Here is a 22,667-nt window from a genome sequence, read left to right on the forward strand (position 1 = left end):
CAACATGAATATCGACCATGACCCCTATCGCGCCGATAGCCAGCCTTGATTCGCCGACGGCTTTCGCCCGACCTATTCTTTGTTCATGAGCCTCAACGAACCAAGGATAAGCATCATGGGCAAACGTCACCCCAACCTTCCCGCCTGGCAATGGCGCCTGTACCCGCACAATCACCAGCACCCGACCAATCTGGTGTTGCACCTGATTGCCGTGCCGCTGTTCATCGTGGCGTTTTTGCTGATGGTCTCGGGGGTGTTCAGCCTGGATCTGGCGAGCTTCGCGATTGGCATTATCGGCCTGATTGCCGCCCTGGGCCTGCAGCGTCACGGTCATAGCCTGGAGGCGCAAGCCTCCGAGCCGTTCAGTGATCGCAAAGACGCGGTATCACGCTTGCTGGTCGAGCAGTTCCTGACCTTCCCCCGGTTTTTCTTCAGTGGCGGCTGGTGGCGCGCCTGGCGCGAACGCCACCGTCGCCATCGCTGATCAGGCGAAAATCGTGACGGTCTGCCGACTCATGGCGATCAACTGACCGTCTTCGCTCCAGAGATTGGCGGCGGCGTGCCCATAGCCGTCAGCGGCATGTTCGATGTCCACCAGGTACTTGCACCAGTCCAGCGTACTCAACGCCAGCAACGGCTGGACGAATTCGATGGTCCAGGTGAGCGTGCTGCCTGCCGCCGGTTTCTTCAGATGCGACAACAAGGACGGCGGCCAGGCGTCGACCAGCGCCAGGATATGGGCTTCGCTGACCGACTCGCCCTCCCCATCCCCGCGCAAGCGCACCCAACCACCCATGTCCCGCGATTTGTTACCGGTAAACGGCATGCCACCGACACTCCAGCGCATGGCCAGGTAGCGCATGAATTCCGGGGTCACGCCTTTGATGTACGGCAGTTCCTGACAGTCGTCCCAATGCTTCATCTCAGGAGCCGGGTTGGCCGCGACCACCACTTCGGAAGTTCGCGAAGCGCCGAAGCTGCCCTGGACCAACGTCACCACTTGCCCCTTCTGCATCGCCCGGCCCAGCACCTGGCTGACGGCTTTGCCTTCGCGCAATACGTCGACTTCAAAACTGACCGGTACATCGGGCTCGACCGGGCCGACAAAGGTGATTGCCAGCGAGCGCACCGGACGATCCGCCGGGACTTTTGCGCGCATGGCTTCGTATTGCAAGGCGGCGATCAGACCACCAAAACTCGCCCGCCCCTGGCCCCATTCAGGTGGAATAGACACTTCCTGCGGCTGGCTGCGAACAGCGTCGAGCAGATCGGAAAAGCGCATGGAAACCTCAGAGACTGGGAAATGGATGGAGCGATCTTAACCAGCCCGCAAGGCCGGCACAGCGCTTATTCCGGCCAAAATTACTGACAGATGAGCCGTGCTCGACTGGAACCCATATTGGATTAGTGGTGGTTTCAGGATTTGAAGCAGGCTCTGCTGAGTTTGTCGAGAACACGGTCGGCGCGCTCTTCGGCCTGGGCCATGGTGGTTTTCCAGATTTCGACACATGGCTGCAAATCAGGCTCCTCCTTGGCGCGGGCCAGCCATTGCCAGCTGTCGTGCCACTCCCCCAAGGCAGCCTGAGCCGACTTCAGCCTGGGCATGGCCGCTTCCGGCAAACGATCCAGTTCGGGATAAGCTTCGATGCCATAACGCGCACGCTTGATCAGCAGGCGCAGACGATGGCGGTCATGGGCGGGATCGTGCAGGGCCTGGTCGAGTTTCTTCCATTGTTTGGCCAGGCGTTTTTCGATGCGCTGGCGCAAGCCCTTGAGCAAACCCTGGCGCTGGGAGGCCCGCAGGAAACGCGGAAAGGCGTCGAGGATCATCAACAACTGCGTCAGCTCCGGGCTCATCGCCACGGTGGGATAAGCCTCAGCCATCCGCGCCATGCGCCGGTGTGCGGCCTCGGGTTGATTATGCTGGAGCAAGTACGCTGCCAGCACTTCACGATCACGCAACGGTGTGGTCAGTTGGCCGACCCGGGACGACGCTGCTTCCAGTTGTTCGACCCCAGGCAAACCGCGCAAGGGACGAAGCAGGCTGCGCAATCTGCGCACGGTGGTGCGCAGATCGTGCAGCGCTTCCGGATCGGTGCGGGCACTCAAGCGAGCCTGACAGGCCAGCAAACGGACTTCCAGGCCCAGTACTTGAGCCACCAACCGATCAACCACGGCAGACATCGCGTACTCCCTGAATCGAATTACCCTGAGTACGCTCCATCATGCCTCAACGGCCGGCGCGGGACTCACGAATGTAGAAACGTGCCTTCTCGGCCTTTCTGGTACAACCCTCGTACGCTTCGAATTGTTGCTGGGTCTTGGCACCGGTCAGCAACGACAGCGCCTTGGAGTAGCTGACAGTCCCGGCTAAACCCTCGGCCTTGGCCAGATCCAGTTCGTGCCAGGCGGCGTCGAGCTGGCTACCGCAGCTGTCACGGTAAGCGGTTTTACCGGCACAACCGGCAAGCGCCAACGCAATCAAAGGCATACAAATCCAGGCTTTCATCACTCACACCTCAAAGATAATAGACAGTCGTGCAGGTAAGACCGCTCTGGCGCGCGAAAAGTGCCTTGGACCCGCAGTGGAAACTATAGCGCTCGCGAGGATACCTACTCGCCTTAGTTGAGTGTCAAAAAACGACGCCCGCTCCCGTCGAACGACCATAGCGATTGAAGCGTGCCCCTCGTTGGGTGCATTGTTGAACCTTGTCAGAGAGGTCGATTCATGAAAAAGCGTGTCGCACTGGTGTTGGGCTCGGGCGGTGCCCGGGGCTACGCCCATATCGGCGTCATTGAAGAGATCGAACGGCGTGGCTACGACATCGCCTGCATCGCCGGTTGCTCCATGGGCGCGGTGGTCGGCGGGATCTATGCCGCCGGCAAACTCGATGATTATCGCGACTGGATCGAGAGCCTGGATTACCTCGACGTGTTGCGTCTGGTGGATGTCAGCTTCCGCCTGGGCGCGATTCGCGGGGAGAAGGTCTTCGGGCAGATCCGCAAGATCGTCGGCGAGATCAATATCGAAGACCTGCGCATCCCCTATACAGCCGTGGCCACGGACCTCACAAACCAGCAGGAAATCTGGTTCCAGGAAGGTTGCCTGCACCAGGCCATGCGTGCGTCGGCGGCGATCCCCAGCCTGTTCACCCCCGTGATGCAGGGCAACCGCATGCTGGTGGACGGCGGCATCCTCAACCCGTTGCCGATCGTGCCGGTGGTGTCGAGCCATTGCGACCTGATCATCGCGGTCAACCTCAACTCCACCAACCAGCGTCACTATCAACTGCCGGTGATCCAGCGCCCGGCGGCATTCAAGACCCGCTTCGACAGCCTGATCAGCTCGCTGGGCTCGAAATTGCCTTTCCGCCGCAAACAGGCAGAGCAATTGCTGCTTCTCGAAAAGGAAGCGCTGATGGCAGAAGCGGCCGAGATCAACCCATGGATCGAATCCGCCCAGCCCGAAGCCCAGCAACCGGCCGCAGCCCCGGAAAGCGACGGCGCACCGAAATCCGCCACCGGGTCGTTCATCATCGACAACGTCGGGCCGGCGTCTTTGCTGGACCTGATCAACCAGAGTTTCGAGGTGATGCAGACCTCATTGGCGCAGTACAAGATTGCCGGGTATCCACCGGATATCCTGATCAACGTGCCCAAGCGGGTGTGCCGTTTTTTCGAGTTCTACAAGGCGCCGGAGTTGATCGCGCTGGGGCGGGAGATTGCTCGGGATACGCTGGATCGGTATGAGAATGAGCGAGACTATTGAGATTTTTAAGTGAATGACGATCGTTCCCACGCTCCGCGTGGGAATGCATCCGGTGACGCTCCGCGTCATTTTTTAACGGCGGACGCAGAGCGTCCATAGCGGCATTCCCACGCAGAGCGTGGGAACGATCAACACCACCTAACTCAACGATTCAATCAACCGATACCCCACCCCCGCCTCGGTGACGATGAACCGCGGCTGAGTCGGATCATCCGCCAGTTTCTGTCGCAAATGCCCGACTACAATCCGCAGATAGTGACTGTCCTCGGTGTGGGTCGGGCCCCAGATGTCCTTGAGCAATTGCTGCTGGGTGATCACCCGCCCCGGATGCCGCGCCAGTTGCGCCAGCACCGCATACTCCTTGCGCGTCAGCGCCACTTCGGCACCGTCCAGCAGCACCCGGCGATACGCCAGATCGACGGTGAGCGGGCCGAAACTGAGCGCTGCTTCCTGGGCCTCACCCGTTGGCGCCTGACGCAGCAAGGCACGCACCCTGGCGAGAAACTCCTGAATGCCGAACGGCTTGGTCACGTAGTCGTTGGCACCACCATCCAGGGCCTGGACTTTCTGCCCTTCGCTAGCGCGCACCGAGAGCACCAGCACCGGCACCGTCGACCACTCGCGAAACTCGCGTAGCACCTGCTGGCCGTCCATGTCCGGCAGGCCGAGGTCGAGCACCAACAAGTCGGGTTTGTTCAATGCGGCCTGGGCCAGGCCTTCCGAGCCGGTGCCGGCCTCCAGCACTCTGTAGCCTTGGGAGGCGAGGCTGATGCGCAGGAATTTACGGATCTGCGGTTCGTCGTCGATGACCAAAATGGTCGCGGTCTGGCTCATGAATTCACATCAACACAAAGAGGTGGCAAGAGAGTAGCGCAGGCGGGATCAGGCTTCACTGTCCAATCCCGGCTGAGTCTGCAACGGCAAGTGCAGCGTGATGCAGGTGCCGCGCCCTTCGATGCCGTCGGCGACGCTGATCCGCCCGCCATGGGCACCGACCATGCCCTGACAGATCGCCAACCCCAGCCCCGTGCCCTGCCCACCGCGATCGCCACGAGCGGCGGTGTAGAACATGTCGAAAATCTTCGCCCGGTCCTCCTCCGGAATCCCCGGCCCCTCATCGCTCACCGAAAAAAACAGCTCACTGTCAGTGGCCCCGGCACGCAATTCAAGACGCCCGTGGGGCGGTGAGAAACGCGCGGCGTTTTCCAGCACATTGACCAGTGCTTGCTCGATCAACGCGGCATGCACATAGAGCAGCGGCAGTTCGGCCGGCACTTCGGTCACGACGTGCAACGACGCCAGCACCGCGCGCAGACGATTAAGTGCACTGCCGACGATGTCTGCCGGCGATACCCAGTCCCGCGCCAGCTTCAGGGCGCCGTGACCGAGGCGGGTCATGTCCAGCAGGTTTTGGATGTAGCGATCCAGCCGTTCGGCTTCATCGCGGGTGCCTTCGAGCAGTTCGCGACGGTCCGCAAGCGGAATCGCCTCGCCCAGCGCCAACAGGCTGTCGATGCTGCCGCGCATGGAGGTCAACGGCGTGCGCAAATCGTGGGACACCGACGCCAGCAGCGCGCTGCGCAACTGTTCGGTTTCGCCATGCAAACGCGCGGCCTCAAGGTCATCGGCCAGTTGCGCCCGGGCCAACGCCTGGGCCAACGGTTGGCTCAGCGCGGTCAGCAAGCGCCGACGCTGGCCGCTCAGGGTCTGGCCTTCTTTGGCACACACGCCGAGCAATGCCAGCGGACCGTCGTCCACCGACAACGGCCACCACCACCAGCGCCCGAACGGCAAAGTGCCGGTGCCCGCGCCTGCCGGTTGATCGTGTTGCCAGGCCCAATCGGCGGCGGCGCGCTCGGCCTCGGAAAACTCCAGCGGCCCACCGGTTTCAACTTTCCAGCCGCTCTGGCCATCGCGATTGAGCAGGCACAGCTTCAGGTCGCTCCAGCCGTTGAGATGCTGGGCCGCAGCGCTGACCACGGCCTGACGGTCGGTGGCGGCGGTGAGTTTGCGCGACAGGTCGAGCAGTTCGCTGGTCTCTTCCTGAGTGTCGCGCAAGGCTTCCAATTGCCGCCGTTGCCGCGCTGCAAGGTTACCGGTCAGGGCCGCCATCAACAGGAAGAACAGCAAGGTCAGCACGTCTTCTTCGCGCTGAATGGCAAACGAGAAATTCGGCGGAATGAACAGAAAGTCATAGGTCAGAAACGACAACGCCGCACAGGCCAGCGCCGGGCCAAGACTGCTGCGCACCGCCACCAGCAACACTGCCGCAAGGAACACCAACGAAATGTTGGGCAGCGGCAAGACGCTCGACACCGCCCAGGCCAGGGCACTGGCGAGCACCGTCGCCACCAGCGCCAAGGCGTAGTCGAACCACACCAGCGACTGCGCCGAACGCTGACGTGGCTGATGCTGTTCGTGATCGCTGTCGAGCACGTTGATTTCCAGCCCGCGAGCATCGCGCAGCAAGCGCGACGCCAGGCCACCGCCGAACAAGCGTCGACGCAAACGCTGGCGTGACTGGCCCACCAGCACCAGGCTGGCACGACGTTCGGTCGCGTGCTGGATCAACGTTTTCGCCACCTCACCAGCACGCAGCAACACCACTTCGCCACCGAGGCGTTCGGCCAGTTGCTGGGCGCTTTGCAGGCGCAGGCGCGACTGTTCGTCACGCACCCGGCCGTTGTCCACATGCACCAGGCTCCACGGCAGATGCCGCCGCTGGGCGACGCGACTGGCGTGACGCACCAGGCGCTCGGCCTGCGCATCGCCATCAACGCCCACCAGCAACCGACCGCGCACCGCTGGCGCCGCTTGTCCCAACTGGCGATACCCCTGGGCCAGATCGTTATCCACTTGAGCGGCAGCGGTTTGCATCGCCAGTTCGCGCAGGGCGGTGAGGTTGGTCTGGGTGAAGAACGCATCGATGGCCGCCCGCGCCTGCTCCGGCACGTAGACTTTGCCGTCGCGCAGACGCTCCAGCAACTCACGCGGCGGCAGGTCGATCAGCAACAGTTCGTAGGCTTCTTGCAACACCCAGTCCGGCAGGGTTTCACGCACCTGTACGCCGGTGATGCCGCGCACTTGATCGTTGAGGCTTTCCAGATGCTGGACGTTGACCGTGGTGAACACGTCGATGCCGGCAGCCAGCAATTCCTGGATGTCTTGCCAGCGTTTGGTGTGACGGCTGCCGGGGGCATTGGTGTGGGCCAGTTCGTCGACCAGCACCAGTTTCGGCTTGGCGGCGAGCAAGCCATCGAGGTCCATTTCTTCGAGCATCACGCCGCGATATTCCGAGCGCACCAACGGCTGCTGCGGTAAACCGGCGAGGAGTGCTTCGGTTTCGGCGCGGCCATGGGTTTCGACCACCCCGGCCAGGACTTTCACGCCCTGGCGCAGTTGAGTGTGGGCGGCCTGGAGCATGGCGTAGGTCTTGCCGACCCCCGGAGCGGCGCCAAGGAACACCTTGAGCCGGCCGCGGCCATCGCGGGGCAGGTCTGCTAACAGCGCATCGGCGCGGCCGGAGTCACTCATCTGTCATTGCCTTGTTCACTTTGTTGATCGTTCCCACGCTCTGCGTGGGAATGCAGCCAGGGACGCTCCGCGTCCCAAAAAAGCGGACGCAGAGCGTCCATTGATGCATTCCCACGCAGAGCGTGGGAACGATCACCTACTACAAGTTTTCCAGCGCCAGGTTCAACGCCAATACATTCACCACCGGCGGCCCAACAAGCGGTCGCTCGATGTGCGCATCCAGCAGTTGTTCAAGCGTAGACACCGGCAGATTGCGCGCTGCGGCGACACGCGCCAGTTGATAGGCAATCGCCTCTGGTGGCAAGTGCGGATCGAGGCCGCTGCCGGAGGTGGTCAGCATGGCCAACGGCACCGGACCCTGCCCGGCCACCTGCAACTTGTTGGCCTCCTCGATCACCCGAGTGGCCAGCGCCGGATTGCTGGGCGCAAGGTTGCTGGCGCTACTCGACACGGTGGCAAACGCACCGGCCGATGGCCGTGGGTGGAACCAGGCGTCGCCGACGAAATCCTGGGCAATCAGCGACGAGCCGCGGACCTTGCCGTCGGCGTCGCGCACCAGGCTGCCATTGGCCTGGTCCGGGAAGGCGACCTGGGCGACGCCGGTCACCACCAAGGGATAGGCGACGCCGGTGATCAGGGTCATCAGCACCAGCAGGCTCAGGGCCGGACGTATCAGTGTGGACATTTCAAAATCCTCGATTCGAAGAATACTCATCACTTAGAAGGCACACACATCACCTGTGGCGAGGGAGCTTGCTCCCGCTCGGCTGCGCAGCAGTCGTAAACCCGGTGAATGCGGTGCCCTGAATCAACATTGGGCCTGAGGTGGGGCCGCTTCGCAGCCCAGCGGGAGCAAGCTCCCTCGCCACAAAAGCCCCTGCCTCAAACAACAACCGCTAAACCAGGTGCAACGCCGTCAACAGCATGTCGATCGCCTTGATGCCCACGAACGGCACCAGAATCCCGCCCAGTCCATAGATCAGCAGATTGCGTCGCAACAACGCCGCCGCACTCGCCGCCTGCACCCGCACACCGCGCAGCGCCAGTGGAATCAGCACCACAATGATCAGGGCGTTGAACACGATCGCCGACAGAATCGCGCTCTGCGGACTGCTCAGGTGCATGACGTTGAGCACACCCAATTGCGGGTAGATCGAGGCGAACAGCGCCGGCAGGATCGCGAAGTATTTGGCCACGTCGTTGGCGATGGAAAAGGTAGTCAGCGCACCACGGGTCACCAGCAATTCCTTGCCGATCTGCACCACGTCCAACAGTTTGGTCGGGTCGCTGTCGAGGTCGACCATGTTCGCCGCTTCCCGCGCCGCCTGCGTGCCGTCGTTCATTGCCATGCCCACGTCCGCCTGGGCCAGGGCCGGGGCGTCGTTGGCGCCGTCGCCGCACATGGCGACCAGGCGACCGTCGTTCTGCTCGTGACGAATGCGCGCCAGTTTCTTCTCCGGCGTGGCTTCGGCCAGCACGTCATCCACGCCCGCTTCGGCAGCAATCGCGGCGGCGGTCAGCGGGTTGTCGCCGGTGACCATGACCGTGCGAATCCCCAGTTTGCGCAGCTCGGCAAAACGCTCGCGGATGCCGGGTTTGACCACGTCCTTCAGATGAATCACACCGAGCAATTTGCCGTCGGCGCACACCAGCAACGGCGTGCCACCGCTCTGGGCGATCTTGTCGATTTCCCGGGACAGGGCGGGAGCCAGATCAGCGCGTTTCAGGCCGACGAAGTTCAGCAGCGAATCCACCGCGCCCTTGCGATAGACCCGACCCTGATAGTCGACACCGGACAAGCGGGTTTCAGCGCTGAACGGCACGGCGGTCAGCACATCGGAGGACGGCTCCGGTTGTGGGTGAAGACCGCGCAGGTACTCGACGATGGATTTGCCTTCAGCGGTGTCATCGGCCAGCGAGGCAAACAACGCGCCTTCGGCCAGTTCCTTGGCGCTGACGCCTGGTGCGGCATAAACCGCGCTGCAGCGACGATTGCCGAAGGTGATGGTGCCGGTCTTGTCCAGCAACAGGACGTGCACGTCCCCCGCCGCTTCCACGGCGCGACCGGATTTGGCGATCACGTTCAGGCGCACCAGACGGTCCATCCCGGCGATACCGATGGCCGACAGCAAGCCACCAATGGTGGTTGGAATCAGCGTGACCAACAACGCGACCAGGAACACCAGCGGCAGGTTGCCGTTGGCGAAGTGGGCGAACGGTTGCAGGGTCACCACCACCAGCAGGAAGATCAGGGTCAGGCCGATCAGCAGGATATCCAGCGCCACTTCGTTCGGGGTTTTCTGGCGTTTGGCGCCTTCAACCAGGGCGATCATGCGGTCGAGGGTCGACTCGCCGGGGTTGGCGGTGATGCGCACCAGCAGCCAGTCCGACACCAGTCGAGTGTTGCCGGTGACCGCCGAACGGTCGCCGCCGGACTCGCGAATCACGGGCGCCGATTCACCGGTAATCGCCGCTTCGTTGACCGCCGCGATGCCTTCGATCACCTCGCCGTCGCCGGGAATCATCTCCCCCGCTTCGACGCGCACCACGTCGCCCTTGCGCAGGCTACTGGCGGGCACTACCTGAAAGCTGCCATTGGCACTTTTGCGCCGGGCGCTCAAGCCAACACTGCCGGCCTTGAGGCTGTCGGCGCGGGCCTTGCCGCGACCTTCGGCCAACGCTTCGGCGAAGTTGGCGAACAGTACGGTGAACCACAGCCACAACGCGATTTGCGCGGCGACGAAGGTCGGCACGGCGCTGTCGGGAATGAAGCACAGCACCGTGGTGAGGATGGCGGTCAGTTCCACCACCAGCATCACCGGCGCACGCTGCAATTGCCGTGGATCGAGCTTGACGAAGGCTTGCACCAGCGCCGGACGCCACAGGGCCGAGATCGCGGTTTTCGGTTGTTCCGGCGCCTTGACGACGGCGGCTTTAGTTGCGGGCATATTCATCATCGTGCTCCTAAAAAAGCGGCTCAGAAGCCCATGCTCAAGTGTTCAGCTATCGGACCCAGTGCCAGCGTCGGCAAGAAGGTCAAACCGCCCACCAGCAAAATGGTCACGGTCAGCAAGGTCACGAACAGCGGGCCATGGGTGGGGAAGCTGTTCTGGCCGATCGGCGCGGTTTTCTTCATCGCCAGGCTGCCGGCCAGGGCCAGCACCGGAAGGATGTAACCGAAGCGCCCGATCAACATGCCCAGCCCCAGCATCAGGTTGTGGAACGCAGTGTTGGCACCGAAACCGCCGAAGGCAGAACCGTTGTTGGCACTGGCCGAGGTGTAGGCGTAAAGCAACTGACTGAAACCGTGAGCACCAGGGTTGCTCACCGCCGCCACCGGGCCTGGCAGGCTGGCGGCAATCGCGCCGAGCACCAGCACGCCCACCGGCATCACCAGCAAGGTCACCACCAGCAGCTGAACTTCCCGGGCTTGCAGTTTCTTGCCGAGGTATTCCGGCGTGCGACCGATCATCAGCCCGGCAAGGAACACCGCGATCAACACGTTAAGCAACATGCCGTAGAGCCCGGCACCGACACCGCCGAAGATCACTTCGCCAACCATCATGTTGACCATCGCGACCATGCCACTCAGCGGGTTGAGGCTGTCGTGCATGCCGTTGACCGAACCGTTGGACGCCGCAGTGGTGGTCACCGACCACAGCACGGTGGCGGTGGTGCCGAAACGCGCTTCCTTGCCTTCCAGCGGCGCGGTCTGTTCGACGGCGACGTTGGCCAGGGTCGGATTGGGTTGGTATTCAGCCCACAGCGAAGTCGCGCCGCCGATCAAAAACAGCGCCAGCATGCAGGCGATGATCGCGCGGCTCTGACGCAGGTCTTTGACGTAATGGCCGAAGGTGAACACCAGCGCCACCGGGATCAGAATGATCGAGGCGACTTCGAACAGGTTGCTCCAGGCCGTCGGGTTCTCGAACGGATGCGCCGAGTTGACGCCGAAGAAGCCACCGCCGTTGGTCCCCAGTTGTTTGATCGCAATCTGGCTGGCGGCCGGGCCGAGCGGGATCACCTGATCGACGCCCTGCAGGGTCACGGCATTCACATATTGCGCGAAGGTTTGCGGCACACCCTGCCACACCAGGTACAGCGCCAGCAGCAAGCACAGAGGCAGCAGGCCGTAGAGGGTGGCGCGGGTCATGTCGACCCAGAAGTTGCCCAGGGTTTTGGTCGACTTACGACCGATGCCGCGACACAGCGCAACCAGAACCGCCAGACCGGTGGCGGCGCTGACGAAGTTCTGCACGGTGAGGCCGACCATCTGGCTCAGGTAGCTCAGGGTCGCTTCGCCACTGTAGGACTGCCAGTTGGTATTGGTCATGAAGCTGACGGCGGTGTTGAACGCTTGCGTCCATTCCTGACCCGGCAGGTTTTGCGGATTCAGCGGCAAGTGATCCTGAAACAGCAGGATCGCGAACAACAGTAAAAAACCCGCGAGGTTGAAGGCGAGCAAGGCCAGGGTGTATTTCTGCCAGCTCTGTTCGGCCTGCGGATCGACGCCGGCCACCCGATAGCAGCCACGCTCCACCGGGCCGAGAATCGGCGAAAGCCAGGTACGCTGTCCTTCCATCACCTTGTAGTAGAAGCGCCCCAGAAACGGTGCCGGAATCAGCACCACGGCGAAGAAGGCGAGGATCAGCCAATAGTCATAACTGTGCATAGCCGCTCCTAGTTCCGGTCCGCGCGCAACAGCGCAACCAACAGATAAATGAACAGCCCCACTGCCAATAGCAGTGACACTCCGTCCAGAACGCTCATGGAAGTTCTCCGTGTTACGGCGTATTGCCGCGTGTGGAGTGATTGTCGGCAGGGAGGCTGTAAAGGCGCGAGATCGAGGGGGGTGGCGGGGCATAAAGAATGTGTAAAGAGTAACGCTGTTCACTTAAGCGCGATTCTTCAGTCATGCCTACCTTTGTGGCGAGCTTGCTCGCGTTGGGCTGCGCAGCGGCCCCAAAAACCTGATAACAATCGCCGATTTTTGTGAGCGCTACGCATTCAAGCAGGAGCAAGCTCCCTCGCCACGGGTTACTCACTGACTCAAGACTCATAGGTGAATAGCATTCATCTTCAGTTTCACCGAGCTGACCACCGCGGTTCCCCATGCCGACGGTCCCTTTGCCTACAGCCGCCGTGCCTTTGGCGAGAAAGGTGGGTTGATTGCCGGGTTGGCGACGCTGATCGAATTCGTCTTCGCGCCACCGGCGATTGCCCTGGCGATCGGCGCCTATCTGAACGTGCAGTTTCCCGCCCGAGACCCGAAACACGCAGCGGTCGGGGCGTACATCGTGTTCATGGGCCTGAACATTCTCGGCGTGAAACTGGCCGCCACCTTCGAACTGCTGGTCTGCGTATTGGCAGTCGCCGAACTGCTGGTGTTCATGGGCGTGGTCGCCCCGGCGTTCAGTTTCAGCAACTTCGCCCTCAACGGCTGGGCCGGCTCGGATGTGTTCGGTGCTCCGGCGATTGCCGGGATGTTCGCGGCGATCCCGTTCGCCATCTGGTTCTTCCTGGCCATCGAAGGCGCGGCCATGGCCGCCGAAGAAGCCAAGGATCCGAAACGCACGATTCCCAAGGCCTACATCAGCGGCATCCTGACCCTGGTGCTGCTGGCGACTGGCGCACCCTGTCGAACATCAACGATCCGCTGCCGCAAGCGATGAAAGCCGTGGTTGGCGAAAGCTCCAGCTGGTTGCACATGCTGGTGTGGATCGGCCTGTTCGGCCTGGTGGCGAGTTTCCACGGGATCATCCTCGGCTACTCGCGGCAGTTCTTCGCCCTCGCCCGGGCCGGTTACTTGCCGGCATCGCTGGCCAAACTGTCGCGCTTCCAGACCTCGCACCGGGCAATCATCGCCGGTGGCGTGATCGGCATCGCGGCGATCTACAGTGACGGCTTGATCAACCTCGGCGGCATGACGCTGACGGCGGCAATGATCACCATGGCGGTATTCGGTGCGATCGTGATGTACATCATGAGCATGCTCAGCCTGTTCAAACTGCGCAAAACCGAACCGAACCTGGAACGCACTTTCCGCGCGCCTTGCTACCCGTTGCTGCCATTCATTGCGCTGGTATTGGCGGTGGTTTGCCTGGTGGCGATGGCCTGGTTCAACACCTTGATCGGGTTGATCTTCCTCGGCTTCATGGCAGTGGGTTTCGTGTACTTCATGCTGACCGCGCAACTGCGTGCCGATGCGCCGGCGGATGCGATGTTGACCGGGCTCTAAACAGCCGCAGTGCTGCTGTCGGATCAGGCATAGAATGGAACCACTGCGAAATTCCATCGCTCAAAAGTGGTATGCAGGATCGGTTGGCGAAACCCTTGTCCACCGGTCTGCCCTTAAGGAGAACTCCTATGCCCTGGTATGCCTGGTTGATTCTGATCGTTGCCATCGGCTCGATCGTTGGCGGTTTGATGATGCTGCGTGACACCGCCAACAAGGTCGAATTGACTGAAGAGCAACGCAAACGCGTCGCTGAACGTAATGCGGAAGCGGATGCCAAGGATGCGCAGGACCGCTGACCGAAATTGTGGTGAGGGGATTGCCCCCTCGCCACAAAACCCCCTTCACTTTTCCCAAGCCGCCTTGGCAATGTGCAAGCCATGCAACCCCTTGTAAGCCGCACGCTCCGGCTGGCTCCAGCCCTCAAGCAATGAATCCTCCAACCGGTAAATTTCTACTCCCAGCGGGCGACAGACGCTCAACGGATCCTGCGCATCCGGCCCCCACATGGCCAGCGACAGATCGCCACCCGGGCAGGTCGATAGCGCACACAAAAGATCAATCTCGGCAAAGAACTCCAGATAGTCGCCCTTCTGCGCCGGGCAGGCTTTCATGAAATACAGGTCGTCGTGGTTCAGGCCGGTGCACTGGAAAATGTTCAACACGTCATGCACATCGAACTCGGTCAGGCCATGGGGCAATACGGCGCGAGTCAGGTTGGAGTGGCAGTGATGATGGAAGTCTTCGCCGGTAAGCATTTTGTTCACGTAAGGATCGCAGCGCGTTCCCAGTAAATCGTGCAAACGCCCGCCGTGTTCGTCGATGCCATAACCGGCCAGGCTGTCGTCGGTAATGGTCACCAGCGGCCGTAAAAATGGCAGGTTCGACCAGAGCCGGTCATGGGTGCTGACATGGGCGCCCTGCAACTGCCGGGTCCGCGCCGCCCACAAGCGCTCGCGTGGATCGTGGGCATTCCAGACGTTGAAATCCCCGACTTGCGGGCCGACCGGGGTCGTGACCCTGAACACGTGCCCGGCCGGTACATTCCACGCGCGACCGGTGCGGATCGGTACTTCGAACTGCTCGATCAGCGTGCGCCCCTCTTTCTGGTCGCGGATCCGTTCATAGAAGGCTGTGTCCACCTGCAAGGCCGAGCCTTTGCTGACTTGATAGGCCGCCGGATAGTCTTTGTACATGGCACAAAATCCTCGATCAGTGATGGGAAGAAGGGGCAAGCATCTGCAACAGGAGGTGTTCGGAATCGTCGAGATAACGGCTCATGGCGTCCGCAGCCGCGCGCTTGTCGCCGTCGGCCAGCAACTCATGTATCTGCCGGTCACGCGCCAGCCAGGGCGCCTGAAAACGTGATTCATCGGGAGCGGTGCAAAACACCAGACGCAATTGCGCGACAACGTTGGTGAAGAACTCATCGAACAACGGACTGCGCAGCAATCCGACGATGTGTTGATGAAAGGCCAGGCTGTGGGTGCCGACGGCGCGCCAGTCCTCACGCTCCCGGGCCAGTTCGGTGGCCTCCAGGGCTTCGAGCATCCGGTCGGACTGATACTCACGCAATGGCTGGCTGGCGCTGATGGCTTGCAGTTCCAGGGTGCGCCGAACCTTGAACAGATCGCGCACATCATCGACACCCAGCCTGCGCACCATCACGCCCTTGTTACGGACATAGCGGGTCAGCCCTTCCTGCCCCAGACGGTGCAACGCCTCGCGAATGGTGTTGCGCGAGGCGTTGTAGGCCGACACCAGATCGTTTTCCACCAGCGCCATGCCGGGCAGCAAACGACCGCCGATGATATCAGCGCGCAATTCCAATGTGATGTGGTCGGCCAGGGACAGTCCGCTGCTCATACTCAACGCCTCGTGATTGTTCAACAATCGTCTGCGAATGAGTAATCACTATTCGTGCCATCACCTGCCTGTCGTGAACTAGTCCTCCCAGTATTTGAACAATACGCTGGCGTTCACACCGCCGAATCCGAACCCGTTGGACATCGCGTAGTCGATGTTCATTGGTCGCGCCTGACCGTGAACGATGTCCACGCCTTCGGTGGCCGGATCCGGGTTATCGAAGTTGAGCGTGGCCGGCACCACCTGATCGCGCAGCGCCAACAGGGTAAAGATCGCCTCGACCCCGCCTGCGGCGCCGAGCAGATGCCCGGTGGCGGACTTGGTCGACGTCACCGCGATCTTGTTGTCCGAGCCGAACAGCGACTTGATGGCCGCCAGCTCTCCCAAATCGCCAACCGGTGTCGAGGTGGCGTGCGCGTTGAGATGCTGCACCTGTGCCGGTGAAATGCCTGCCTGAGCCAACGCCAGCGACATCGCCCGACGCGCACCGCTGCCATCCTCCGGCCCCGCAGTCAGATGATAGGCATCGGCGCTGGTGCCGTAACCGACCAGCTCGGCCAATGGTTGAGCGCCGCGTGCCAGGGCATGCTCCAGGGATTCGATCACCAGCAGGCCCGAACCCTCGCCCATCACGAAGCCATCGCGCCCACTGTCGAACGGCCGCGAGGCGCGCTCCGGGGTATCGTTGTAGCCGCTGGACAGGGCCCGAGCCGCAGCAAATCCGGCGAGACTGACCCGATCGATCGCCGCTTCCGCGCCGCCACACACCGCAATGTCCGCCTCACCGCAACGAATCAGCCGCGCCGCGTCACCAATCGCCTGAACCCCGGCCGCGCACGCTGTTACCGGAGCTCCCAAAGGCCCCTTGAAACCGTGCTGGATCGACACATGGCCCGCGGCGAGATTGACCAGAAACGAAGGAATGGTGAACGGCGATAACCGTCGCGGACCACGGCTGTCAGTGGTGCGTACCGCATCGGCAATCGCGCCGAAACCACCCACGCCCGAGCCGATAATAGTAGCCGTGCGCTCTTGGGCATTGGCGTCGAGCGCTTGCCAACCGGCCTGCTCCACAGCCTGACGCGCCGCCTCCATGGCGAACACAATGAAGCGGTCCATCTTCTTCTGCTCTTTGGGCGGTGTCGCCCGATCCGGGTCAAAACCCGCCTCGGCATCTTCCGCCAGAGTCGGCACCACGCCACCGACCTTGGCCGGCAGATCGGCAACCACCTCGTCCGGCAACGCCCGCACCCCGGAGCGTCCAGCCAACATACGCGCCCAAACCGCTTCGACGCCGCTCCCCAACGGACACACCAGGCCCATGCCCGTGACCACCACCCGACGATTACTCATAGCGCAAATACCTCAGTCGATTCATGGCGCCTCACTTGTAACGCGCCGCTGCCATGCTTCTGGACAGATTCGGCGCCATCGCATGACGCGCCGCCACAAAGGATTCCCACTCCGAGAGATTCGGCAAGGAAGGAATGGTGATGAGCTCACCCTGATCCAGACCCGACAACGCCGCGTCGACCATCTCTCCCGCTTCCATGATCATGTCCTCCGGAATCTGGGACGCATCAATACCGGAACGCTCCAAAATCTCAGTGCGTGTCACGCCCGGCAACACCGCTTGCACTTGGACCCCGGTGCCTTGCAGCTCAGTATTCAACGACTGAGTCAGGCTCAATACATAAGCCTTGCTCGCGCTGTACGTCGCGTTGAACCGCTCAGGAAACAACGCCACCACCGACGCAATATTGATGATCGTCCCGCGACCCGCCTTGGCAAAACTGGCTGCTGCCGCCGAAGCCAACCGCGTCACCGTGGTGACGTTCAACTGAATCAAGCGCTCCATCTGATCCATGTCGGCGTTGGCCAACAAACCATCCGCCGCGATACCGGCGTTGTTCAACAATAGGCTGATGCTTGAATCGCTGCGCAAACGCTGCTCGACCTTCAGCACCTCATCCTTTTGCGTCAGATCCGCCTTGAGCACCTCCACCTGCACACCATGCTCCGCGCGCAATTTGCTCGCGGCAGCCTCCAGCCGTTCCTGATCACGGGCGACCAGCAATAAATCAAAACCACGCGCCGCCAACCGTTGCGCGTAAACCGCACCGATGCCGGAAGAAGCGCCGGTGACAAGGGCCGTACCTTGGGCCTGGACAGAATTCATGACAGTGCTCCTGGGAGGATGCTTAAGGGAAGACGAATGCTTCAGCGAACGACTAATTTATTATAGGCATAATTTTATCACCATATGATAGCCGTAATTTTTTGCATCCCGATAAAAGGTGCCAGATAGCCCTCTGCAGCAATAAGCAAAAAAGGCCGGTCAATGACCGGCCTCCTGGTGTGGATTTATAAGCTTAGTTCACTTCCAGCTTGTCGCGATTCTTGTCCAGAATGGCTTTGCCGATACCCTTCACTTCCAGCAGTTCGTCTACCGACGAAAATGGCCCATTACTCTCACGATAAGCAACAATCGCCTTGGCCTTCGCCTCACCGATCCCGGACAACTCCCGTTGCAGGGTTGGCGCATCGGCCCCATTCAGATCGACCTTGGCGGTTTGAGACTTGGCGGCAGCGTCCAGCACCAAGGGTGCCTTGGCAGCCTCTGGCGCAGCCGTCGGCGCAGCGATTGCCGCAATAGAGGCGCTGGTGAGCAGGGCAAAAACCAGAGAGTAGAAATAGCCAGTACGCATAAATGAAGCTCCATGACATCGATTGGAAGAAGCAGCTTTTCCGAAGCTGCCTCCCAAACTTAGGCGATGTGATGGAGCTGTCAAAAGTGTGTCCGTTACAGGATGTGAAACAATCAGGGCTCGAGGCGGCGTTGCTGGTGAATCCAGTCGACGATCTCGCCGTCGGGGGTGTAGCCGCTGACCGTTTCGCGTAGAAGTTGACGGACGCGGGCGTAATCATCCTGTTCGACAGCAAGCAACAACTCGGTCAAACGCCCCTTGAGCACGTCCCAGGGCAAATGGTCTTCGTTGGCGGTCATGATCATCGGATGTGGCGTCGCGGCAACGTTATCGCCGATCAGCAACTCTTCGTAGAGCTTCTCTCCCGGACGCAGGCCCGTAAACTCGATCGAAATATCGCCCTGGGGATTTCGTTCGGAACGGATGCTCAAGCCGGACAAGTGAATCATCTTCTCCGCCAACTCGACGATTTTTACCGGTTCGCCCATGTCCAGCACGAACACATCGCCGCCCTGCCCCATGGAGCCGGCCTGAATCACCAATTGCGCCGCTTCGGGGATCGTCATGAAGTAGCGGGTGATTTTCGGGTGCGTGACGGTCAGCGGGCCGCCGGATTTGATCTGGCTGTGGAACAAAGGGATCACCGAACCGGAAGACCCCAATACATTACCGAAACGCACCATGGTGAAACGGGTCTTGTTGACGCGCGATACATTGGCTTTATCGCCGAACAGCACCGGGGCAATTTCACGACTCAGGGCTTGAAGCGTCAGCTCCGCCAGGCGCTTGGTACTGCCCATGATGTTGGTCGGGCGTACGGCCTTGTCGGTGGAGATCAGCACGAAGTTGGCGACGCCCGACTGCAACGCAGCCTGAGCCGTATTCAGGGTTCCGATAACGTTATTCAGTACGCCCTCGGCAATGTTGTGCTCGACCATTGGCACATGCTTGTAGGCAGCGGCATGATAGACGGTGTCCACCCCCCAGGTCTTCATCACATCGAGCAGTTTGTGCGGGTGACGGATGGAACCAAGGATGGGCAGCAATTTGACCGATACCGACTCACGGCAGGCGCGCTGCTCCAACTCCGATAAAATGCTGTAAAGATTGAATTCACTGTGTTCAAAAAGCAGAAGCGTGGTCGGGCCAAGGGAGAAAATCTGTCGGCACAGCTCCGAGCCGATCGATCCGCCCGCACCGGTGACCATCACGGTCTTGCCTTTGATACAGCGTTCCAGCAAATCAGCCTGGGCAGGCACGGCATCACGGCCCAGCAAGTCAGCGATATCCACTTCCTGGATGTCTTCAACCTTGACCCGACCACTGGCCAGATCAGTGAAGTTCGGGACGCTACGCACATGGAGGGGATAGGCCTCCAGCAGATTGAGAATTTCCCTGCGTCGTGCACGGGTGGATGACGGCAGCGCCAGGAGAATTTCCTGTGCGCCGGTGACGTCGATCATCTGCTGGATGTGTTTGGGTTTGTAGACCTGGAGGCCGGAAATAGAGCGATCGGCGATGCTGGAGTCGTCGTCGATGAATGCCACCGGGCGCATCACCCGGCCCATACGCAACGCAGCAACCAACTGATTGCCAGCCACGCCTGCACCGTAGATGGCGACCTTGGTGAGGCCGTCGTCGCGGCTGGTGAACGGTACGTGCTGGGCCGCGGTGAACCAGTCGCCCATGAAGTATTGGCGCATGCACAGGCGCAGGCCGCCGATGATGACGAGGCTTAACCACCAGTAGTTGAAGATGATGGAGCGTGGGACGACGGTTTGGTGGTTGCTGTACCAGTAGACGACCACCGCGAGAATGAGCGACGAAAGGCTGACAGCCTTGATGATGGCAATGAGGGCGTCATTGCCGAAATAGCGCATGACTGCGCGGTACATGCCGAAGCGGATGAAGAGCGGGATGGCGACAGCGGGTGCGCAGGCGAAGAGCCAGAAATGAACCCGCAAAGGGTTGTACATATCGTCCACGCCAAGGCGAACGATGAAGGCAAGCCATAGCGAGACCCATACCAAAAAGATATCCGTGGCGATTTGTATCAATCGCTTCTGCCGACGAGGCAGATTCAGCAAAATGGTGCGTAATTTATCCATAAGTCTCAACCGATGAGGTTTGATCCCGCTCAAAGACCTGCAGCTGTAATGAGAAACAAACGGGAATCGTTCCCAAAAACTTTCAAAATATTAAATTAACGCTGGACATACCTGGTCTCCAACGTACCTTCTCTAAACCTACAGGCGTTAGCAGGGCGTAAATATAAGCTATCAACGCCACAACTGCACTGTCAGCGCTCTCCACCACTCATTCTATGGCGCCCCCCCCCTTAATGCCCGGTGCTGTGCTCCTTTATCCCTGAAGCCAGCGGCTCGGGATGCCTCTTAACGCCAAAGTCGGATGCACCACAGCTGTGGGCATCTGAAAGAGATAGGGAGGTTGGCGGCATGCCAGGCTTACGTCAGAGAAGTGAATCGTTGATCGGCCTGATTAGGTCCACCCCTGATTCTGCAAGCCTGGCAGATTCCCGCTCCTAAATAGTGCTTGCCGATGTGCTCAAGTGCACTTGTGAGATAGGCTGCTATGGACTGGGACCTAGCGGCGTATTAGGGTCGGTAGTGGCGATAAAGCCATCAAAAGCAAAGTGAGAATAGAGTGAAAGAAAGGAATTTTAGCGTTGACGTGTTACGCGGCATAGGGATACTTCTAGTCGTTTCTGGACATGCAAGTAGTGGATCTTCGATGAATGTGTTTGCACCGTATTCATTTCATATGCCTCTGTTCTTTTTTATTTCCGGGCTTTTTTTCTCGGACAGTAAGGTTGACGGTGTTCTCCCTACGGTAATTAAAAATACCAAGTCACTCCTCTTGTACTCTACGGCGTTTTATATGTTCTATGCCTGCGTTTGCTGGGTTATAACTCGCCTTGGATTTACCGCTTTTGCCCAGCCCTTCAGCTTAGAGCTGATATTTCTTAATCAATTTACAACTAGCGGGGCATATAGCTTCACCGCGACATACTGGTTTATACCTTGTTTGTTTTTTGTAAAGCTCTATTTTTCTTTGATTCATGCGCGGCTGGTTTCTCTAATCAATAGCAGAAGGGAAGGATTAATATCGATCTCGTTTCTTGCAGCGTATATGGTAATTGCATTTGCGGCTGTGGTTTACAGCGTAGAGATGTATGAGAAAACTGGCGTCCAACTGGACAAGATTATCTACTTTCGTTTCGCATTCGCCTTATTCTTTTTTTACCTGGGCTCTATTGTTGCGAAATATAATGTTCAGCGTTTTTTAAGTAATGTCTTTGTCTTGGCTGTGCTGTACATAGTCCAGCAGCAACTATGGGTATCTGCCGGGAATCTAGATTTCTGGATGCAGATCTCAAAATACCAAGCTACGTATCTTCCGGTTATCAGCAGCGTTCTGGCGATTGCGTTTTTTTACGGATTATCTGATATTGCGGCCAAAAATAAATCATTTTGCGTAGTACTCGGGTATATTGGGAAAAATTCATTACCTATAGTATTGCACCACATATTCGGATTTTTCCTAATCAATGCGTTGCTCTGCGCTTTCGGCGTTATAAAACCATCCGATGTAATCAATCTGTTCTATCAATTTGACACTGTTCACACTTGGCCACTTTATATTATTGGTGCCGTTCTGTTTTCGCTGATTTTTGACAGGTATGCAGTCCAACCTGTGATGAACACCTTCAAGAATATGGACTTGCTGAGCGCACTCAAACGGCCACAATAAAATTCGAGCCCTGACTCCTAAAGTTGCCCAGGGCTCGTTCTACCTTGAACCACTCGAATGCCTCTGTCGGCTCAAGTTCGAATCTGATCGCCAGTTTGAATGTGGGGTTCATGGAGCACTGACGACCAATTTCCACGCCGCGAAACTCATGGCATATTCTTAAAGAAGACGTGGTGATCGAGCTCCAGCGTCTGTTTCGCTCCCGGTGTCCAGGCCGAAGCCTTTGGCATAGTGGTCGCGTAGTAGTAGGTGGCGCCGGCGGGATCAGGCTCGGCACCGGACATCACCAGGTCGGCCGCCTTCTACGCTTGAGCGAACTGCCCGGCCGGGATTGACTTCGCGCCGCTGAGGTAGGCAAAGTTCGTGACATTTTTGTTCCAGCAGCTGAACTGGTAGGGCTTCTGGCACACGCCGGCATAGCCCTCGCCCCACCACGACTTGGCTCTGCCATCGTTGACACGGTTGCGGATGGTCCACGCTACGGCAATGTGTCCGGCCAGGCTTTCGCCTCGCGCCTCCCCCCACAGGGTTCGGGCAAGGATGTCGTGGTCTTTATCGGTTACTGGCATCACTTTTCTCCAGACGAAAAAAAACCCGCTGAGCGGCGGGCGTTGGGTAGAATGCATTTCATAAATTTGGGTGCTCTCTTGCGGCCTGCATTACCTTACTGAACTAATTAGCTTTCGCTCTTACGCACCAAAAGAGTCAAGAAATTGAAGACAGCCAACGAAAAAACACCGATATACAAATACTGAGAGCGATCGCAATATTACTAGTTATTGCT

The 22,667-nt window shown here is 59.7% G+C and carries 19 protein-coding genes and 2 pseudogenes; 5 read left to right on the plus strand and 16 right to left on the minus strand.

The window, feature by feature from the left end; all coding sequences use genetic code 11:
* Positions 1–115: 115 nt before the first annotated feature.
* Positions 116–484: an Mpo1-like protein gene (locus PSH69_RS21610; protein WP_018929808.1), complete on the plus strand. Its 369-nt coding sequence runs from the start codon at positions 116–118 to the stop codon at positions 482–484.
* Here PSH69_RS21610 and PSH69_RS21615 read toward each other — a convergent pair whose 3' ends face one another.
* The 3 genes from PSH69_RS21615 to PSH69_RS21625 all read right to left on the minus strand — a co-directional run bounded on the left by PSH69_RS21615 (position 485) and on the right by PSH69_RS21625 (position 2,509).
* Complete coding sequence (locus tag PSH69_RS21615; RefSeq protein WP_019582555.1) at positions 485–1,282, minus strand: acyl-CoA thioesterase II; 798 nt, start codon at positions 1,280–1,282, stop codon at positions 485–487.
* A 134-nt stretch (positions 1,283–1,416) separates the two neighbouring features.
* Positions 1,417–2,184, minus strand: coding sequence for a CHAD domain-containing protein (locus PSH69_RS21620; protein WP_305409775.1), 768 nt, complete (start codon positions 2,182–2,184; stop codon positions 1,417–1,419).
* A 46-nt stretch (positions 2,185–2,230) separates the two neighbouring features.
* Positions 2,231–2,509, minus strand: a complete 279-nt coding sequence (locus PSH69_RS21625) for a hypothetical protein (RefSeq protein ID WP_305409776.1) — start codon at positions 2,507–2,509, stop codon at positions 2,231–2,233.
* Between the two features lie 219 nt (positions 2,510–2,728).
* Here PSH69_RS21625 and PSH69_RS21630 point away from each other — a divergent pair, with 219 nt between their 5' ends.
* Complete coding sequence (locus tag PSH69_RS21630) at positions 2,729–3,769, plus strand: patatin-like phospholipase family protein (RefSeq protein ID WP_305409777.1); 1,041 nt, start codon at positions 2,729–2,731, stop codon at positions 3,767–3,769.
* 138 nt (positions 3,770–3,907) lie between these two features.
* Here PSH69_RS21630 and PSH69_RS21635 read toward each other — a convergent pair whose 3' ends face one another.
* The 6 genes from PSH69_RS21635 to kdpF form a co-directional block, all read right to left on the minus strand.
* Positions 3,908–4,603 (minus strand): response regulator, encoded by a 696-nt coding sequence (locus PSH69_RS21635; RefSeq protein ID WP_305409778.1) that lies wholly within the window; start codon positions 4,601–4,603, stop codon positions 3,908–3,910.
* Between the two features lie 48 nt (positions 4,604–4,651).
* Positions 4,652–7,303, minus strand: a complete 2,652-nt coding sequence (locus PSH69_RS21640; protein ID WP_305409779.1) for a sensor histidine kinase KdpD — start codon at positions 7,301–7,303, stop codon at positions 4,652–4,654.
* Positions 7,304–7,442: 139 nt separating this feature from the next.
* Positions 7,443–7,988: a potassium-transporting ATPase subunit KdpC gene (gene kdpC / locus PSH69_RS21645; protein WP_305409780.1), complete on the minus strand. Its 546-nt coding sequence runs from the start codon at positions 7,986–7,988 to the stop codon at positions 7,443–7,445.
* A 211-nt stretch (positions 7,989–8,199) separates the two neighbouring features.
* Positions 8,200–10,257 carry a potassium-transporting ATPase subunit KdpB gene (gene kdpB, locus PSH69_RS21650; protein ID WP_305409781.1) on the minus strand — a complete coding sequence of 686 codons (2,058 nt, stop codon included), beginning with the start codon at positions 10,255–10,257 and terminating at the stop codon, positions 8,200–8,202.
* A gap of 23 nt (positions 10,258–10,280) precedes the next feature.
* Positions 10,281–11,975, minus strand: a complete 1,695-nt coding sequence (kdpA, locus tag PSH69_RS21655; RefSeq protein ID WP_305409782.1) for a potassium-transporting ATPase subunit KdpA — start codon at positions 11,973–11,975, stop codon at positions 10,281–10,283.
* 8 nt (positions 11,976–11,983) lie between these two features.
* The gene (gene kdpF, locus PSH69_RS21660; protein WP_007899818.1) at positions 11,984–12,073 is read right to left on the minus strand and encodes a K(+)-transporting ATPase subunit F; all 90 of its coding nucleotides are present in this window, start codon (positions 12,071–12,073) and stop codon (positions 11,984–11,986) included.
* Positions 12,074–12,375: 302 nt separating this feature from the next.
* Between kdpF and eat the strand changes: the two are divergent.
* Positions 12,376–13,541, plus strand: a pseudogene (gene eat / locus PSH69_RS21665) (ethanolamine permease); the annotation flags it as partial.
* A 128-nt stretch (positions 13,542–13,669) separates the two neighbouring features.
* Positions 13,670–13,837 (plus strand): DUF2897 family protein, encoded by a 168-nt coding sequence (locus PSH69_RS21670; protein WP_008006000.1) that lies wholly within the window; start codon positions 13,670–13,672, stop codon positions 13,835–13,837.
* Between the two features lie 45 nt (positions 13,838–13,882).
* Here PSH69_RS21670 and PSH69_RS21675 read toward each other — a convergent pair whose 3' ends face one another.
* The 6 genes from PSH69_RS21675 to PSH69_RS21700 all read right to left on the minus strand — a co-directional run bounded on the left by PSH69_RS21675 (position 13,883) and on the right by PSH69_RS21700 (position 20,220).
* The gene (locus tag PSH69_RS21675; RefSeq protein WP_064616696.1) at positions 13,883–14,734 is read right to left on the minus strand and encodes a DUF1989 domain-containing protein; all 852 of its coding nucleotides are present in this window, start codon (positions 14,732–14,734) and stop codon (positions 13,883–13,885) included.
* A 16-nt stretch (positions 14,735–14,750) separates the two neighbouring features.
* A complete protein-coding gene (locus PSH69_RS21680; protein WP_018929820.1) occupies positions 14,751–15,404 on the minus strand; it encodes a GntR family transcriptional regulator in 654 nt (217 codons plus the stop codon).
* A gap of 78 nt (positions 15,405–15,482) precedes the next feature.
* Positions 15,483–16,757 carry a beta-ketoacyl-ACP synthase II gene (fabF, locus tag PSH69_RS21685; protein ID WP_305409783.1) on the minus strand — a complete coding sequence of 425 codons (1,275 nt, stop codon included), beginning with the start codon at positions 16,755–16,757 and terminating at the stop codon, positions 15,483–15,485.
* 31 nt (positions 16,758–16,788) lie between these two features.
* Positions 16,789–17,583: an SDR family oxidoreductase gene (locus tag PSH69_RS21690; protein ID WP_305409784.1), complete on the minus strand. Its 795-nt coding sequence runs from the start codon at positions 17,581–17,583 to the stop codon at positions 16,789–16,791.
* 193 nt (positions 17,584–17,776) lie between these two features.
* On the minus strand, positions 17,777–18,112 hold the full coding sequence (locus tag PSH69_RS21695; RefSeq protein WP_305409785.1) for a helix-hairpin-helix domain-containing protein: 336 nt from the start codon (positions 18,110–18,112) through the stop codon (positions 17,777–17,779).
* 113 nt (positions 18,113–18,225) lie between these two features.
* Entirely contained in the window at positions 18,226–20,220 is a 1,995-nt protein-coding gene (locus tag PSH69_RS21700; protein WP_305409786.1) for a nucleoside-diphosphate sugar epimerase/dehydratase, read from the minus strand.
* A gap of 583 nt (positions 20,221–20,803) precedes the next feature.
* Here PSH69_RS21700 and PSH69_RS21705 point away from each other — a divergent pair.
* A complete protein-coding gene (locus PSH69_RS21705) occupies positions 20,804–21,883 on the plus strand; it encodes an acyltransferase family protein (protein WP_305412858.1) in 1,080 nt (359 codons plus the stop codon).
* A gap of 146 nt (positions 21,884–22,029) precedes the next feature.
* On the opposite strand, the pseudogene PSH69_RS21710 reads toward PSH69_RS21705, so the two are convergent.
* Positions 22,030–22,452 (minus strand): annotated as a pseudogene (locus tag PSH69_RS21710) (cell wall hydrolase).
* Positions 22,453–22,667: the final 215 nt, after the last annotated feature.

Source organism: Pseudomonas sp. FP1740 (genome assembly GCF_030687165.1).
GTDB lineage: Bacteria > Pseudomonadota > Gammaproteobacteria > Pseudomonadales > Pseudomonadaceae > Aquipseudomonas.